This is a genomic window from Mycoplasmopsis pullorum, assembly GCF_001900245.1.
GTDB classification, from domain to species: domain Bacteria; phylum Bacillota_I; class Bacilli_A; order Mycoplasmatales; family Metamycoplasmataceae; genus Mycoplasmopsis; species Mycoplasmopsis pullorum.
Genome location: NZ_CP017813.1, coordinates 159,316 through 177,385, shown reverse-complemented (window position 1 = coordinate 177,385; position 18,070 = coordinate 159,316). Strand labels below are relative to the sequence as shown.

Here is an 18,070-nt window from a genome sequence, read left to right as displayed (position 1 = left end):
CGTCCCTAGGGACAATTAACCTAATGTATGGCCAAATTGCACAAAAAAAGCTGAATATTGCTATTCAACTTTTTGTTATGGAAATTAGTTTTTATTCTTCGTCTTTTTTCGACTTTTTAGCAAGAAAGTAAATGCAAGTGCCAATTCCTGCAGTCAATAATCCAAGTAAAATTCATCAGAAAATACTTAAATTATCTGGTTTTGATTTTGTTTTTAATGCTTCCTGAGTTTCCAAGTTACTCAAGCATAAAAAACAAATACACCTACGATATAGGCGTATTTGTTTTTTTCGTGATTAAAATTACACACATAGAATTACGTCATGCATGCAATAAAGTCTTTGTAAATTTTTATGTTTTCTTTATGATTTTCATCTAAATCATTTATTATTTCCTGAACAACCTTACCATCAATTTCTTTTCTTGTAATTGTCATCATCCTTAAAGAATCAATAAACAGATCTAAAGTCACTCTTTGTATTTCTCCGTTGCTTTTATAATAATTTTTTAATTTGTAAAGAGAATATTTTAAAACAACGAGAGCAATAAAACACAATAAAAGATGTGCTAGTATGTGTTTTTCGCTGTGTACAAATACAGGTCTAACTTGTAAAGAAGATTTCAGTGTTCTAAAGTTTTCTTCTACTTTTCATTGTCTTTTATAAATTTCATTAGCTTCTTGATGGTGTTAAGTTAAGAATATTGGTTTCAATAATAATAAAAACCATCCTCTGATTGATTCCTTTTTCTTTTATTTTTTCTCAGTTTAATTTCGCGACCGTTTTACCATTTTATATCCATATATTTCTTTTTGTATTCAGGAACTAATGAACTAAGATGTAGTTCTCCGTTAATAGCTTTTTGATTTAGTTTATCGATGAAATTGTTTCTTTTTAACTTGTCTAGTGTTCTTTTACCAGGACTAAAAAACACACATCATTTTCGGTATTGGCCATTAAATCTCTTTTTGTTTCATATAGATTCCACCATTTGTTCTTTTCAGAAAAAATCATCTCTGAAAGTATAGTTTTCGTCTTGTAAAATAAATTTTTTCATCTCGTTGCTTAAAGTATCTAATCTTTTTTGGAATATGTATTTAATACCTTTTTGTTCTAGAAAACGCAAATTCGCATTATTATTAATTCCACGATCAGCGACTATTGTAATGTCGTTTATTTTATAAAGAAATTGCAGTTCTAAAACAAACGATAACATTGTTTTACCATCCGCAGTATTCCCTGGAAAAACTTTATAGTGTAATGGTATTCCGTTTCAATCTACAGCCATAGCAATCACCACCTGATCTTCATTATGTTTTCCATCTTTTGAAAATCCGTTTTTTCTGATACCTTTTCGTGTGAAGCTTTCAAAATAAACAGTTGTATTATCAAAATGAATAATTTCATTATTACGGTTAGTTAATTCATTTATTTTGTTAAAAAGGTTTACTAAAACTGAATCTTTGTTTTCTAAAATAACATCAAGGTAGTTGTAAATTGATGTTTTTTTAACATTAATATCGTTTATGAAGTCATTCTTATTTTTGTATTGCGACATATAGCTTCTTGGCAAAATAATTCTTGTGGCTATAAAAAATTCTAAAACCTCTTCTAAAGATTTATGTTTGCTTTTTGGTAACGCTGAAAACAAATCTAGTTCTTTAATGATTTTGTAAATTAAATCGATACCAATATTTTGAATGCTCGTTTTTACTGAATTAGGTTTTAGTAATTTGAAAAACTCTTCTTTTGCACTTTGCTTATCCAAATTAACATCAATTTTACTTGCGATTTCTTTGATATCCTCAATAGAGGATAATGAATATTTTTCTTTTATATCTTCTCAATAGCCTAAACCGATTTGACTACCGTAACCTTTTTTAAAACCTTTTGAAATAGCTAAAACTAAATAATATTTTCCATTTTGCTTTTTCTTGCATAGATTGTAGTTCATACACTTATTATATCATTTTATGTGTGTAATGTAAGTAAAAAAATGAATTTTTTTATTTATTCATATATCTATGATATATGTGTAAAAAAAATGAGCCAATTATATGGCTCAACTTGGAAACTCAGGCTGATTTAACTAAAGAATAGAATCGACTGAAATTCTCGGTTTTTGCTCAAAATTACTGAGTTTCCAAGTTGGAAGATCAGGAATAAACTAAAACACATGAGTTGACGTTATATATCTCTTTATATAACTTAACTTGTGTGTTTTTTCGTCCAAATTCTAGCCTATTAGATGGTTAGTAGAAGTTTAACCATAATAAGCAGAACATAAAAAAACCAGAAGCTGGGAACTTCTGGCTTTTTTGTTTAATTATTGAATTCAAATCTGGGAATTTGAATTGTAATATTTAATTTTAACTAATTATTAGTTTGTAACTTTGGTTGAATCGTAAGCAAATCCATTAATGAATCCAATTTTGGTTTGAGTTTCCTTGAATTCTCTTGAATCAAACATTTTTTCTGATCCGTTGTATTTGATTCTGTATTCAATCATTACACGTCCAATATAAATGTTTGAATCATCTGTTACTCTAACAATTTCAAGAGCAAAGTCAGGGTTTGCTAATGTGTAAGTTAACAATTGTTCTTTTTCTTCTTTTGTTGTTTTTTGATCATTGTATTTAGCAACAAATTCAGAAGCTGTCATTGTTTTCGAAGGAGAATCGAATGTTGTTGAAGCACTTTGTAATGCTTTTAACATTTCATCTTTTCTCTCTTTATTAGCAAATGTAGGTAATTCACCTTTTTCAATTACTGTAGCACTCTTAGCTGTGTAAATTTCTTTTAATTTAGCAACTTTATTTTCAACTACGTAATCGTAAGCAGTAACAGTATATGAAATTACTAATTTTTCACCTTCAGGTTTTACACTGTTAATTACAAAGTTAACACGATATTCAGTATTATCTGCATTTTCTGTTAAGTGAACACCATCGTTCATGAATGGAACTTGAGAACCAGTAACTTTCATTCCAGATTCTACTAAAGCATCTTTCTTAGCTTTATCTGTAAGTTTTTCAACTTCAGAAGCAACATTAAGAGCAAGTGCTTTTCCATTATTTCTATCTTTTGATCATAATGAAGTTGAATCAGCTGTTGATTCACCTGCAGCAGGGATGTATAATTCGTATAATTCTGCTCATTTACTTTCAGTTGTTGCTCAACTTTCATCAAAGTTTTCAACTACTGTCGAACCGTTGTATTTGCTTGTTAAACGAACGTTAGAAATTTTTGCTAATCTTTCGATTGTATCTACTAATTTAGCTTGTTTTGCAACTTCTTGAATTTCTTTAGCATGGTGTTGGCTAGGTGTTAAGAATCCAGAAATTTTAACTAAGATTTCTTTTGATTTAACATCAGAATCTTTGTCTTTTAATACGATTTTAGCGTATAAAGTATCTGTATCACTATTACCTAATAAACCACCAGTAATAAGTTCTGTTAAGTTTGTGAATTCACTAACTTCGTAGAATTCGTTGTTAATTCTTAATCCAGTAACTTCTCTTGCTAATGTAGTAGAAACTTTAACATCTTTACCATCTTTAACAATAGTAAATGTTGATTCATTTTTGTTATTGTTATTTGATTCAGGTAATGTCAATACACCGTATTTATTTTCTTCTTGACTTACTAATGTATCTAATACAGAAAGAACTTTTAATAATGCAGGATCTGTAACTTTATCAAATGTAGCGTTGTAAGCTTTAACAGGAGCAAAATCTAATAATGCGTTGTATTCAGCATTTCCATTTCATTCTTTAGATGTTGTGGTTAATGCTAATTTTTGTAATTTTTGGTTTAATTCAAAGTTTTTAGCAAATTGCTCATCTGTTAACAAGTTCATAACAGTAGCTTTAGCTGTCATGATGTCTGATTCAACACCAGCAAATCTTGATAAATCTTGATCTGCAGTGTTATCAGCTTCTCTTTGAACTTCGTATTGTTTCATTCCTTCTCTTGTTGAAATTAATCTGAATGTAACAATAACGTCAGTTTCCTTAACACCTTTAGTTACAGCAATAACTTGAAGTCTTGCATCAGTAGCTAAATCACCTGTGATTGAGAAGTATTGTCATAACTCATTTGTTCCTCTATCATTTAATAATTGTGATAATGAAACTTGAGGATCTTTATCTCTATCTGTAGGTCTTGTTCATGAAATAGCACTTTGATTTTCAGCACCTAAATCATGTAATTTAGTTGCTAATTCGTTAAGACGTGTTCTTTCAGTGTTAAATTTAGCATCGTATTGTTCTTGTGTAAGGAATCCGGTAATGTCAACTTTTTTCTCAAATACAACTGATTCTAATCCAGGTTTTGTAGATTGAACCTTAAATGTAGCAGAAATTTTACCTTCTTTGTTGTTAGCAACAAGCTTGAAGTTTTTGTCACCTCATACAACTTTTGCGTTGCTTTCTGTTAAGTTTGAGAATTGAATTGGTGAAGTTTCTTCATCTTTCAAGTTTCCTCAAATTTTAGCAACTTCAGCTAAATCAGGTAAGAATTCACCTTTAGAGAATGATGCAGCTTTAATGTCAGCTGTAATAGTTTTTACTGCTTTTAATCTATCTTCTTCTTGTTTAGCAGCTGTTAAGAATGTTCCAACAATAATGTCTTTAGCATCAGTTATAACTTCTTGTCCTTCAACTGTAGTTTTTAACACAACTCTTAATGCAACTCTGTTGTAATCTTTAGCATCTTGACCGTTTTCACCGTAAGGTGTAACTGATTTAATTACATAATCATATGATAAGTTTTCAGTTCTGTTTGTTGGAGTATATAATGATTTGTTTTGAGCTTCGTCTTGTTGTTCAGCTAATTTAGCAGGAGTAACTTTTGTAGCTGCATTTTGAGCATTAGCATCAGTAATTGCGTATTTGAATGCTAATCTGTTTAATTCAGCTGTTAATTCAGCTTTTTTGTCAGCAAGAACGTGTTGTTGTTTTGTTCCAAATCCAACAAATGTAAATGATTTAGTATCTGATTTAGTACCAGCGTTTGTTTTTGATTCAAAGTGGTATTTAATTGTTACTGAATTTGATGTATTTACACTAGGAATTTCAACTGAATCAATAACAGCAACAGCATTTTCTTTTTCGTTGTTGTAGTTTGCAATAAAGCTATAGTTTCCTTTTTCAGCAACTCTAGCATCATCGATTCAGATTTTTGCTAATTCTCTTACTAATTCAGCTTTTTCTGGTTCTTTAACTTCTTCTAAACCTGATTGGATTGAAGGATAGTTAAGGAATGCAAATTGTCCACGAAGTTTGTTTAATCTTTGTTTTTCTTGTGCATTTGATAATTGGAATCCAGAGATTAATTTTTCGTTTAAATCAGCACTTGTTGAACCGTCGCTAGCAACTTCTTTACCTTTTTTGGTGTTAACTGTTAATACAACACCTGCACTACCTGTAGTTCCTTCTTGATATGCTGCACCTTCTTCAGTTGCTTGTTTTGAAGTAAATGATTTAAGTGATAATTCAGCTCAATTTGATAATGGTTGTTTTTCTTCGTTTTCAGTAAAGATATCAAAACCTTTTTTGTAATCACCATTTTCATCTCTAATGTAATCAGCTAATGTAACACCATCTTTGAAGCTGTATACAATTTCTGGATGAGGTTGATTATTAGCTTTTTGATTATTGTATTTTTCACCTGCTTTAAATGCAGAAATAGCTTCTTTGTTTGTGTAATCAAGATTTACAAGTTTATCAAAGTTATCATTAATGATTTCTTTCAATTTAGCAACTTTGTTAATTTCATTTTGTTTAACTGAAATAAAGCTAATTTGAATTGTACGTGTTTGAGCACTGTCATCACCTGAAAATTCTCATGTTGGATGGTAAGGGTTTACTAATTTATATGTTAAGTTAAGTTGATTTTTAGCCACACCTTCTGAACTTGCTTTTAATACAACAAGTTTCATTGCGTAGTTTCTGTATTTTTCTTCAGCAACTTCTTTTTTACCAGCTTTATCAGCAAAAATATCTGTACCTTGATCTGTATCTGTTGTATAGAATTTTTCTGGTAAAACAATTCCTTCTTTTGCTAAGTCAACTTCTTTAGTTGAGTATACATCATCAGATGCTTTTTTACCATATCAGTATTTGAAGTATTTTAAGTTTGCATCATTTTCAGTAACATCTGTAATAACTGTTGAATCATTATCATTTGCATCATCGTTCTTTTTGTTGTAACGAATTGGATATTTAGCTTGCGTTGCTTGAGTAATGAATTTTTGAGCAGTAATTTTTCATTGAAGTTTTAATTCTTCTTCGTTTTCGCTTGTTAAGAATCCAGAAATGTTGTTTTGAGTAGGAATTGAAGCACTGTATTTTCCTAAACCAGGAATTGTTACTGTTGTAGCTGTATCAATTCTAGCTGTAGTTGTACCAACTGAAGATTTAAGACTTCTAACAACATCAAAGTCTAAGAAAGCACCTTCAATAAGTTTTTCTTTTCTATCTTCTAATCCTAAGAAATCTTTTAATGTTTTTTTCTCAGTTGTATTATCTTCTTTAGTAATATCTAATTTAGTTTCATCATTAATTAATAAATCGATAACTGAAGTAATTAATTCTGTTGAACGTGTAGTGCTATCTTTTGCTAATTGAGTAGCAACAGCATTGTTATCGCTATCACTTTGTGAAGCAACGAAACCATTTTTAGCACTGAATTTATTAAATAATTTTTGAGCTTCTTCAGGGTTGCTAAATACTTCAACATTTGTTAAAGGAATTAAGTCAATTGCGTTTTCTGAAACAGCAACACCACGGTTTTTACCTTTGCTTGTAAATGAAATTGCAGCTCCAACACTATCTGAGTTTTCAGGAGCAACGTAAATAGCATTTAATTTTTCAACAATAACTTTTTGAATGTGTTGTTTAATTGGTGTTGACATGAATCCAGCGATTTTGAATTCGATAGATTTTACTAATGTTGCATCATCGTTGTATTTTGCTTTTTTAGGACTAGTTTTTTCATTAAAGTTAGGTTTTAAAACAACTGTTCCTGTTAATACACCATTTGCATCGATTGTTTCATCATTACCAAATTGAATACTTGTAACAACTCAGTTTTCGTAGTTTCCTGCTTTTAATTGATCAAAGAAGAAAATTTTATCTTTATTTTTATCGAAGAAACTATTTAAAGCAGCAACTTCATCTTCACCTTTGTTTTTTGAATTGTAATCTTTTTTAGCAGCTTCAATTTCAGCTAAAACTTCTTTTTTAAATTCACTTGGTAAGATTCATTGTTTTTGAGTAACATTTTTTAAAGATTTGTCAACTAAATAACTGTTTTTAGCATCATTGTTTAATGCAAGATTTTGATTTGCAGTTAATTGAATTGCGTCTTTTTCTTTTACTAATTCGTCGTAAACATTTTCAGTTTCTTCTTGAACTTTTTTGTCTTGTCCGAAGTTGTAGATTGTGTATTTAGCACTTGTTGATACTTCGTTGTCTGTACCGTTTGATTTTGATAAAGTATATTCAATTAATAAAGCATTTGGATGTGTTGAAACACCTCAAACGTTTTTGTATGTTAACTTAACATCGCTTGGTAATTCACCATCAGCTGTTTTGTAACCTACTTTAATAATTTTAGCTTCAGGATTTTTTTTGTAAGCAGCTAAAGCAAGTTCAGCGTCTGATTTTGTTTCGTTTTCTGCTTTAGTTTGTTTAATACCATTAAATACTAAAGATTTAACAATGTTTTCTAAGTAGTTTAATGTATCTTTGTTGTATTGTGATAATTCTTTGAATCCTTCAACAACTAAACCTGAAACAGCAAATTCAACACCTGGATAGTTTGGATCTGTAGAAACAAGTGTAAATCCTACGTGAATTGATTTATTTTCAACAGAGTGATCTAAAACTTGAGCACTGTTTTCTTTAACTTGAACATTTACAGTGTTTTCAGGTAAATTAACTTGAACACCTGTTGAAACGGCCGCTGAAGAAATAATGTCAGCTTTATTTTCGTAATCAACACTAACAGCTTTAGCAACTTCTTCAAGACGAGCTAATTCTGATTTGTTGTGTTCTTCAACTGATTTGAATCCTGTAATTTCAGCAGTTTTTTCATCACTGAAAACTTGAACGTTTTCCAATGATTGTAATTGATATTTAACAACTGCTGTTGTTACATTATCAGCTTTAGGTTCCACAGAAATAACTTTTACGTCATTAACTTGGAATCTTAAGTCTCCTAATTCAACTTGTACTTGATCTTTTGAAAGAGTAGAAGTTGTAGGTAAATAAATATTTTCTTTATTTGCGTAGGTAAATGATGGAGCAGCTAAAGAATTTAAGTTTTGCTTGATTTGTTCTTGCAATTCTCTTTGTCTTTGTTGCTCTTTCTCGTCATCAGATAATGTAGATTCTGAATAAGTTTGAGATTCAACTTCACTACTTAACGCAGGGTTTGCCTTTGCGCTAACTTTTGCGGTAACTTTAAGTGTTAATTGGTGGTTTGCTTCGTCATTTGTAGTTTCCACACCAACAACGTCATAGTTATATAATTCTGTATCTAATTCACTACCATCTTTTTTAACAACATGGAAATCTTGTGGTTTCGCAGTTTGTAAGAAAGATAAAGTAACACCTTGTTTAACTCTAATTTCAACGGTTTGTGCTTCAGCATTAACGTTTTCTTGAGTTAAAACAGGTTTCTCATTGTTGCAACTTACTGCAAGTGCACCAGCAGCAAGTCCCAATCCTGCTAATGAAGAAGATAAAATAACTAATTTTTTATTCTTTTTCATATTTATCCTTTTAATAAATTTTTATAATATGAGACAAAATATAGATGTACATTTGCTATCGATACTATATTTACCATATTAAGTCTCATTTGATATTATACACACATTTACAAAATTAAAAAACTCTTTTAAATATTTAATCTATCTATATTCATGTGATAAAACTACAAATTTGAGCATTTTTAGTGCAAAAAGAGGGATTTTTTTACTAATCTTACTATTTTATAGTATTATTAGTCAAAATATTAATGAAATTTATTATTCCATAAATATCAATTAAAAATAAATTAAATTTCATAATTTATAATGAAAAATTATTTTGTGGTATATCTAAAATAGAGTTATTGATAATATAACAATTTAATTAATAAATTTTGCAAAAATGATTGTTTGTTTTATAATTTACAAGGTTATGAAAATAATTTATGATAACAAAAAAGATACTCGTAATTATGAAATTATTGACCGTTTTGAATGTGGAATAGTCTTAGCTGGTTGAGAAGTTAAATCAGCTCGAGCTAGTAAAGTTAGTTTAAGTAATTCATATTGTTCGATCTATAAAGGTCAAATGTATTTAAAAGATTCATATTTTGCAAAATACATGGCCGTCGAAGGAAATGAATATCAAGATCGTAAATTACTTTTACATAAAGCACAAATCAAAAAAATTGCTTTTGAATGTGATGCTAAAGGGTTTACGATTATTCCGACAAAGTTATATTTTACCAAAACAAGTAAAATTAAGCTAGAAATAGCAGTTGCTAAAGGTTTGAAAAAATATGACAAACGACAAAAAATTATCGAGCGTGAAGTACAAAAACGTCTGGAAAAAACACTCAAAAGCTTCTAGCGGGGATGTAATGGTTTCGACATGTATGTTTAGGTAGTTAATGCAGTAGTGTGGTAGACTATAATTACTTCTAGGTTTCTTAAACGGAAAAGAAAACAAATCAGAAAGATCTTTTGTTCTTTCACACCCAGCTTTTGCTGGAAACACAAATCTTGCTTTTGCTTAGTATATAGCATCAAGTTGCATCATTTCTCTCCTTAAGAAATGAATGTAGGTTTCAAGGATCGATTTAATTTACTAAAGGAATTAAATTTAAAGTTCAAACTTTAGAAGCTAATATTAAGTTTTTGCCTGTTAGCTTAATATTGGTAAATTAAAATAGGATAAACTGTAGACTTAGTTATTGTAGACATATGTGGACCCGGGTTCGACTCCCGGCATCTCCACCAAAGAGAATTTGGTTTGATACAATTGTGTCAAACTTTTTTTGTGTCAAAATAAAAGCATCCCAGTTATTTTGGGATGCATTAAGACTAAAAATTATCGTGATAAATTGTAACTGAGAAATCATCTGATGTTTTGAAAAACTCGATTTTAAGATCGATATTATGACAAATTTGCATAATTTTAATAAATCCAGTTACGTCATTCGGAATTAGATTAGCATTTTTAAATATCTTAGCAATTAATTTATTACGGTTCTTGCTTGTTGGTAATTTTGTAAAAAATTCTTCTGGTTCCACATTATGAAAATACTCAGCAGGAGAAGTTACTGTAACATACTCTTTGCAAATGTGAATGCAGTGAGCTTTTACCGAGGAATAATCAGAATAAATAAAGTAATTGTAAACGATATCTTTGAATAATTATGCTATTTTTTGATGTCTTCAAACTGCAGAATTAGATTCGATAAAACTCTGTAATACAGTGTTTTTCATAATAAAATTAATTGCTTGATCAACTAAATTCAAGACATTTGATTTCGTGTTATTAAAAAAGTGAGCGACTTATTTTATCGGATTCATTTTCTTGATATAAAAACAATATAACTCATGTTGTGCTTGATTTGACAAAAGCATAAAACCAGCATTATTTAATGATGTAGAATTTGGTACTAATAAGTTAAATTTTTATAAAATTTTGATTTTGATTTTTTTAGTGATATTTTCATAGAATTTTTTCTTAATATTGTTACTTTCTAACAAAATATTGATTATGATAATTTGATTCGTTTTTTAGATTCAAATTGATAATCAGTCGCATATAAAACACCATCAGCACACTCTAATTTAAGAGCATTTTTTACTACCTCTAACGATGCATAATAAATTTTTACTCGTTTATTATCAATAAATGTGTATGCACCAGGATTTGAACTAAAAGCACGAATTTTATTAAAAATTTCATTTCGAGGACGAGTTAAATCCAATTGAGCATCTTCTTTTAATAATTTTGGTGAAAGAGTGACCAATTCATGATTTTGTGGAGTGTGTGTGAAATCACCTTGAGCAATTTTGTTTAATCAGTGAGTGATATTTTGAGTTGCTAAATCACACATTTTAACAAATAAACTATCACTTGTATCTTTTAAATTAATATCTAATTTAGCTTGAAAGATGACGTCTCCAGCATCCATTTGTTTGGTCATAAACATTAAAGAAATACCAGTTTGTGTGTCACCATTAAGTAATGAATATTGAATTGGTGCGGCACCACGATATTTTGGTAGCAGCGAACCATGAATATTAAGTGCATATTTTGGAATGTCAAGTACTTTTTGCGGAATGTATTGACCAAAAGCACAAGTTAGTAATAAATCAGGTTTTAATTCGACTAATTCATCATAAATTTCACTAATTTTATCTGGCTGAAAAAGACGAATATTATATTTTTGAGCTAATAATTTAGTTGGTGTTGGTTGTAATTTGTAATTACGATTAGCTGGACGATCAGGTTGCGAAACGATCGCGACAACATTGAAATTTTGAATGATTTTTTCGAAAATCGGTACGCTAAATTCAGGTGTACCTGCTAAAATTATTCTCATTTTACCCCTTTATCGTCAAAACAAAATCACTATTTTGACTAATAATTTTATAAAGTTTTAAAGCATTAACATCATCGGTGTTGTTAAATTGTTTTAGTTGCATTTCACTAGCTAAAAATGTAATTAAATTCTTTTCAGCACGATGTTTTAAGATTTCAATAATGACATTGACAAATCACTCGGTATCATGTTTAAAACCAAAGTTATCAATTAATAAAATTTCACTATTCATGATTTCATGCATTAAGAAATTGATTTTACTTTTTTTTGCAAATAAATCTAAAAACACAGAAAAAAGCTTTTTTAAATCTAAAAAAGCGACTTTTTTATCTTTGAGAGCATAATAATTTGAAATAGCACTTAAAATATAACTTTTACCTGAAACAATTGGACCACTTAGGTAAACAAAGTTGGAAAAACTATGTCCTAAAGTGTCCAAATTACGTAATAATGAAAAAAGATTCTGACGGTTTTCAGAATTAAGAATTGATTTAATTGAAGCGTTGTAATTTGGTTCGGAAATATCGCTAAAGAGCGTGTTACTAAGAATTTTAAAACGATTTCCTTCATTATTGTTCGAAAATAATTTAAAAAACTTGAGTTTACCATTTTCACGAATCACATTAGTTTTTAAAACACGACTTTGATTTTGAAGTGATTGTTCGTAAATGTCAAAGAATTCAATTGCATGGTCAAAAATTTCTTGATCGCTAATTTGTAATTTTTCGAATAATAAAGCTAAAGTGTCGTAACTTTTTAATTGTTGGACTACATTGAATGATTTGCTGCTTTGAAGTTGATTTAATAAATCTAATTCACTATTATTTTTCATAATTTAATTATAAATTACCTAAATAAGAACTTTTTAGAGCTTTGAATTTCATGTAACTAATTTGGTCCATTGAATTGTTAAAGACAAAATTATCCATAATTAATTCAAATTCTTCAAAAGACATGTTTTCAATTTCTGAGTGTTTTTTAAGTTCTTTAGCAAATGAAGAAACAAACTTGAATGATACACCATTGATTAAAAAGTAACTAATTAACATTGTTAAGTTCAATAATTTATCACTTTTGAAATTTTTCAAGTGTTTTTGGATTAAGGTAATTTCTCTTTCTTCAAGATCTTGAATATTTAATAAGAATTTATAAAAATCAAATGAATTTAATTTCAATGCAGCTTCGTAAAAGTTATCGTAATAATTATCGTTACTAAAATTTAAACGACTTTGGATATTAACACCAAAAGTTGGAATATTTTTTTGTGTTTGTTGAACCATTTTGGGTTTATCCATTTTTTCAATTGATGTTTTTAAATTATTGATTAAATTCGATTGGATAGTTGTTGTTTCTGCTTCATAAAAATAACTATCAAAATCTACTGAAATTTCTTCAACTTCATCACGATCAAAAGTATTTTTAAATGTTTCATCTTTTAATAATCTTTGGAATTGATTTTTACCAATTAATGAAATGATTTTTTGTTTAATTAGCATATTTTTTTCAATTCCTTTTGCATCTAAAGGACGGTTAAGAGCAAAAATCACACGTGAATTAACGTGATCTTTAAATGTTTCAATTAAAGATAAAGCTTCTAATTTCATTCTTGCGTCAGTAATCGCTTCTTTAGTTGTGCCTAAAAGAATGTCCAAAGCAGATAATTCAAAGTTAGAATGATAGCTATTTTTATCGCTTGAAGAGGCTAAATCTAATAAATATTCGTACAAAAGAATAGCTTGTGCACCTAAAATTGGTGCATAAAATTTACGAAGACTTTTTAAGTCTTCAGAAGTAATCTTGTCATTTTTTTCAATTTGGAAAAATCCAGTCAAATTGTTTTTCATATTATTACCTCACGCTAAAAATTTGCACTAGTAAAAGTATTTTAAATGTAGATTTTTTGGTTGCTTAAAAATTCTTTAATTGATTCGCTTGTTCTTCTTTTATCCAACGAGATATTCACAACCTTAATTCCGCGAAAAGTGCTAATTTCATCGAAAAAATATGCTTTTTTTTCAATAAATTGTGATTTTAAAAAGTTATCAACATTTCGCGAATCAAGAAATTTTTGGTGATTTTCTTCATCGATTGTCAAATTTCAAATTGCTGAAAATAATTTACTAAAGTCAACTATGTCAGTAAATAAAACTGGTATTTCAACAAAATCATATAAATGTGTTTTTAAATGCTCAAAAATGATTGGAAAAATCACTTTTTCGATAAATTTTAAGTTTTGTGGATTGAGTTTAATTTGCTCTTTTAAGAAAGATTTGTTAATTTGTCCGTTCTGAACTACATCTTGACCGAAAAAATTAATGAAATTCAATTTCACTTGTTCATCATTGCAATAAAGTCAATTGACATAATCATCACAAATGAAAATTTTGAAACCTAATTCTTGCAAGTGTTTTAAAAAAGTACTTTTTCCACTTGCTACTTTACCTACGACTGCAATCATAATTAAATTTTCTCGAATTTGTTAATAATTCGATTCAATTCTAAATATTCTAATGTTTCGTAATTGTCACTAATGTTAAGTTCATAAGAAACAAGATTATGATTTAATTGTGCAACATCTTTTTTTAGCGTTGCCAATTCACGACATAACTCACCACTTTCTTTACCTTCAATTAATTTTTTACGTACCGAAGGGGTTAAATTATCTAGATTCTGGTAAATCGTGTCTCAATTTCCATATTGCAATAATAATTTTTTAGCAGTTTTATCACCAATTCCTTTAACGCCTGGCAAGTTATCGCTTGTATCACCAAAAAGTCCTTTGTAGTCAATAATTTGTTCAGGACGAATTTCATAGTGACTTTCAAAATTAGCAAGATTAATATATTCGAAAATTCCTTCGCGAGCATTTCGTTTGATGATGCAAATATCTTCATTGACTAATTGCAATAAATCTTTATCGGCTGAGTAAATGATTTTTTGAGTGTCTTCTAGAGTTGAAAGTGTTGCAATTAAATCATCCGCTTCAGCACCAACAATTTCAGCATGAGCAATATTTAAGTCGTTTAAAATATGTTTAGTTCATTTGAATTGGTCAAAAATAATAACTGGTGCTGACACACGATTATCTTTATATGAATCTAATTTTTCATGACGAAATGTTTTACCTGGTGCGTCAAAAGCGATGAATAAATAATCAGGACGCACTTCTTGAATTAAGTTGGTTAACATATTGAAAAATTGAAAGGTTCCATTAGTAGTAACACCTTCTTGGTTGGACATAATATAACTTGAGTCCGGACGATAAGTCGCATAAAAACTTTGGAACATTAAATAGTTACCATCAACAAGTAAAAATCGTTTCATTATTTAACCTTCTCTCATTCTACTAAATAGTATTTTCCAGTGTTAATTGAACGTTTGAGTGTTGCTCAAATTAACTCTTTTTCTTTTAAAGTTTCATAATCTTGATATTTCGAGGCGTTAATAAAAATGGTAATATCTAGTGATGAATCACCTAATTCAAGTGTGTAATATTCTTTACCACGAGCTTTGAAAAATTTATTCACGTGTGCAACAACACGAACTTCTTTATCACGAATGCAATTTAATTTGAGAACATCTGATTCGTATTTGATTGTCGGAAAAGTATTATAACGATTTCCTAATAAAGATACTTCGTTTTCTTGATCAAAAACTAAATCTGGTTCGTGTAGTTCCATAATTGTTTCAATATTTTGAACTTTTTCAATTTCTTCTTTGATAATTTGATGCGCTTGAGCTTCATCAGTAACTTTTTTAAGACGAATTTTAATTAATGAAACAAAGTTTTCCAAATTAATTGCACTAGCTAATAAAGTTTTGGAATTTGCGAAATTACGAAACACATTTGCTTTAATTAAAGTTTGTAAAATTGACTCACCAAGACCAAAAAGTCGTAATCTTAAATAAGCTTCAATAAAGTTTTGGTATTTTCCATAACTAACGCGTTCAGTTAATAATTTGTCCACCACACTTTTACCAATTCCTTTAATAGTATAGAAAGATAAAAATAAATTACTTCCAACAATTCGAACCGAACCACCAGAGTTATTGATTTCTGGAGAATAAACGTTAATTGCACTTTCACGACATTCTTGAATATAACGATTTAAAGTTGCGTGAGTACCACCAGCGTTGGTTATTAGAGCTTTGAAGAAAATTAAATTGTAATGAGCTTTATAATAAGCCATTTTAAAAGTTAAATATGCATATGCGACCGCGTGAGATTTATTAAATCCATAATCGGCAAATTTTTCAATATTTGAGTAAATTGATTCTAAAATATTTACTTTGATGTTACGTTGAAGTCCTAATTCAAAAAACATTTTTTTATACTCATGCATTTTCTTTTCATCTTTTTTAGAAATTGCACGTCTGAGCAAATCAGCTTGACCAAAGCTCATTCCAACAACATCTTGAGCAATTTGCATAATTTGTTCTTGGTACACAATAATTCCATAAGTATTTTCGACGATTCGATCATAATTTGGTTCAATTTTTTTGACTAAACTTGGATTTCTTTTGTTTTTGGCATAAACATCAATATATTCCATTGGACCTGGACGGAAAAGAGAAATAATGGTATACAAGTCATCAAATGAATGGATTCCAACTTTGCGAATTGTCTTTTTCATACCGGGACTTTCAACTTGGAAAACCCCTTCAGTGTGTCCAGCATTTAGAATCATCAGTGTTTTAGGATCATTCAAAATATTCGAATTAGTAAAGAATAGATTATCAAATAACATTTCTGGTTTTAATAATGATTCAATTTCTTTAATAATTGTTAAATTTTTAAGTCCTAAAAAGTCAATTTTTAATAAACCAAAATCTTCTAAAAAATTAAGTGGTACCTGCACCTGTGGCAAAATCGCACCTGCATCATAAAGTGGTGCCAATTGTGAAATTTTATCACAAGTAATAATAATCCCAGCTGGATGAGTTCCTTGTTGACGCGGAAGTCCCTCGATTTGTTTTGCTAAATCATGCAATTGTGGATAATTTAAAATTTTAGTTCGATAAAGTTGATTATGCTCATAAGCCTGTTCTAAAGTTTCATTATCATTAAGCGATTTAGAAATACCATCAATAACACTTAGCGGAATAGATAGTGTCCGACCAATGTCGCGAATGGCCATTTTTGCTCCAATAGTTTGGAAAGTTGAAATATAACAACAGTATTCACGACCATATTTATTTGCGATATATTGTGCAATTAACTCTCTTTTATCATCTTGCACGTCAATATCAATATCTGGTCAACTCACACGTTCAGGGTTTAAAAAACGTTCGAAAAGTAAGTCAAATCTTAAAGGATTGATATTTGTAATTCCTAATAAATAAGACACCAATGAACCAGCTGCACTACCACGACCTGGTCCAATTCCGATGTTTTGGTTTTTTGCATATTCAATTACATCTTGAATTATTAAAAAATAATCAATAAAGTTCAATTTTTGAATAACTTCAAATTCGTATTGTAAACGTTTTGGAATCTGTAATAACTCGCTTTGAGTAAAGGTATTACTTCTTTCTTTGAGTCCTTGGTTAATTTTAGTTTCTAAAATTTTGATGTTATTTTCGTGACTAAATTGAGCTAAATTCAGCCTCGGATTAGCATATGAGAAAACTACTTTATTTGCTAATTCAATAGTATTTTGGTAAATTTGGTCATTAACATTATTAAATTCGTTTTGATCAAAAAGATCATATTTTTGTTTAAAAGGTAAGTTTGAATCGCCTTTAATTTGAACTAAACGATCTAAAACTAATTCTTGTGAAAGTGAAAAAACGTTTTTACTTGGAATAAAAACAGTTGGCAAATCATTAAAATCATTCGATGAAAGATTTTGATAAAAAATTGTGTTTTTTAATTGTGGCAAAATTCGAGCTTTTGAATTAAAACCTAATTCCATGTGATCGACTAATACAATATTTGGATTATCAATTTGTTCTAAAGTAATTTGTTGACCTTGACTAGTTGCAAATGAAATTGAGTTCATCAACTCATAACCATCATGATTTAAAGGATATAAAATTACTTGATAAGATTCAGATTCAACTCAAAGACTAATTTCTAAACCGACAATCGGTTTAATATTATTTTTTTGACATTCTTTCACAAAATAAGCCATACCGAATAAATTGTTTTTATCAGTAATAGCTAAAAACTCAAAGTTTAATTCCTTAGCTTTTTGAATATATTCATTAATCTTAATTGTTGAATTTAAAAATGAAAATTCAGTATTTGCATGTAAGTAAATCATTTGTTTCATATTAAGAATTTTAAAGTATTTACACTATTTAAAAATTATAATTTTTAAATATTAAATGCTCAAATTAAACAAAATTCAAATATTTGTTTCAGTCACTAAAAATAAAATTCCAAAACACCTTATAAAATAGTTTTAAAGGTTTTTTGGAATTTTATACTTTATTTAAAAATGTTTGCTCAGG

10 protein-coding genes, 1 other RNA gene and 1 pseudogene are annotated in these 18,070 nt (G+C 28.8%); 2 read left to right on the top strand and 10 right to left on the bottom strand.

Features of this window, described 5'->3' with window-relative positions:
* Window positions 1-91 precede the first annotated feature (91 nt).
* The 3 genes and pseudogenes from BLA55_RS04255 to BLA55_RS00670 form a co-directional block, all read right to left on the bottom strand.
* Window positions 92-235, bottom strand: coding sequence for a hypothetical protein (locus tag BLA55_RS04255; RefSeq protein WP_157089895.1), 144 nt, complete (start codon window positions 233-235; stop codon window positions 92-94).
* An 80-nt stretch (window positions 236-315) separates the two neighbouring features.
* A pseudogene (locus BLA55_RS04115) lies at window positions 316-1,952 on the bottom strand (IS1634 family transposase).
* Window positions 1,953-2,378: 426 nt separating this feature from the next.
* Window positions 2,379-8,777 (bottom strand): hypothetical protein, encoded by a 6,399-nt coding sequence (locus BLA55_RS00670; RefSeq protein ID WP_073372207.1) that lies wholly within the window; start codon window positions 8,775-8,777, stop codon window positions 2,379-2,381.
* Between the two features lie 412 nt (window positions 8,778-9,189).
* Here BLA55_RS00670 and smpB point away from each other — a divergent pair, with 412 nt between their 5' ends.
* Together smpB and ssrA are read left to right on the top strand one after the other, a co-directional pair.
* The gene (gene smpB, locus BLA55_RS00665; protein ID WP_073372206.1) at window positions 9,190-9,627 is read left to right on the top strand and encodes an SsrA-binding protein; all 438 of its coding nucleotides are present in this window, start codon (window positions 9,190-9,192) and stop codon (window positions 9,625-9,627) included.
* A gap of 1 nt (window position 9,628) precedes the next feature.
* Window positions 9,629-10,016, top strand: a transfer-messenger RNA (tmRNA) gene (ssrA, locus tag BLA55_RS00660).
* An 84-nt stretch (window positions 10,017-10,100) separates the two neighbouring features.
* On the opposite strand, the gene BLA55_RS04400 is transcribed toward ssrA, so the two are convergent.
* The 7 genes from BLA55_RS04400 to dnaE form a co-directional block, all read right to left on the bottom strand.
* Window positions 10,101-10,361 (bottom strand): ATP-binding protein, encoded by a 261-nt coding sequence (locus tag BLA55_RS04400; protein ID WP_256373994.1) that lies wholly within the window; start codon window positions 10,359-10,361, stop codon window positions 10,101-10,103.
* Between the two features lie 419 nt (window positions 10,362-10,780).
* Entirely contained in the window at window positions 10,781-11,614 is an 834-nt protein-coding gene (gene fmt, locus BLA55_RS00650) for a methionyl-tRNA formyltransferase (RefSeq protein WP_073372204.1), read from the bottom strand.
* Between the two features lies 1 nt (window position 11,615).
* A complete protein-coding gene (locus BLA55_RS00645) occupies window positions 11,616-12,446 on the bottom strand; it encodes an ATP-binding protein (RefSeq protein ID WP_073372203.1) in 831 nt (276 codons plus the stop codon).
* Between the two features lie 7 nt (window positions 12,447-12,453).
* Entirely contained in the window at window positions 12,454-13,458 is a 1,005-nt protein-coding gene (locus BLA55_RS00640; RefSeq protein ID WP_073372202.1) for a hypothetical protein, read from the bottom strand.
* Between the two features lie 41 nt (window positions 13,459-13,499).
* The gene (locus BLA55_RS00635) at window positions 13,500-14,072 is read right to left on the bottom strand and encodes a dephospho-CoA kinase (protein WP_073372201.1); all 573 of its coding nucleotides are present in this window, start codon (window positions 14,070-14,072) and stop codon (window positions 13,500-13,502) included.
* A gap of 2 nt (window positions 14,073-14,074) precedes the next feature.
* Entirely contained in the window at window positions 14,075-14,938 is an 864-nt protein-coding gene (locus tag BLA55_RS00630) for a 5'-3' exonuclease (RefSeq protein ID WP_073372200.1), read from the bottom strand.
* Window positions 14,938-17,880, bottom strand: coding sequence for a DNA polymerase III subunit alpha (gene dnaE, locus BLA55_RS00625; protein ID WP_167542422.1), 2,943 nt, complete (start codon window positions 17,878-17,880; stop codon window positions 14,938-14,940). Before dnaE ends, BLA55_RS00630 begins: the two co-directional genes overlap by 1 nt.
* Window positions 17,881-18,070: the final 190 nt, after the last annotated feature.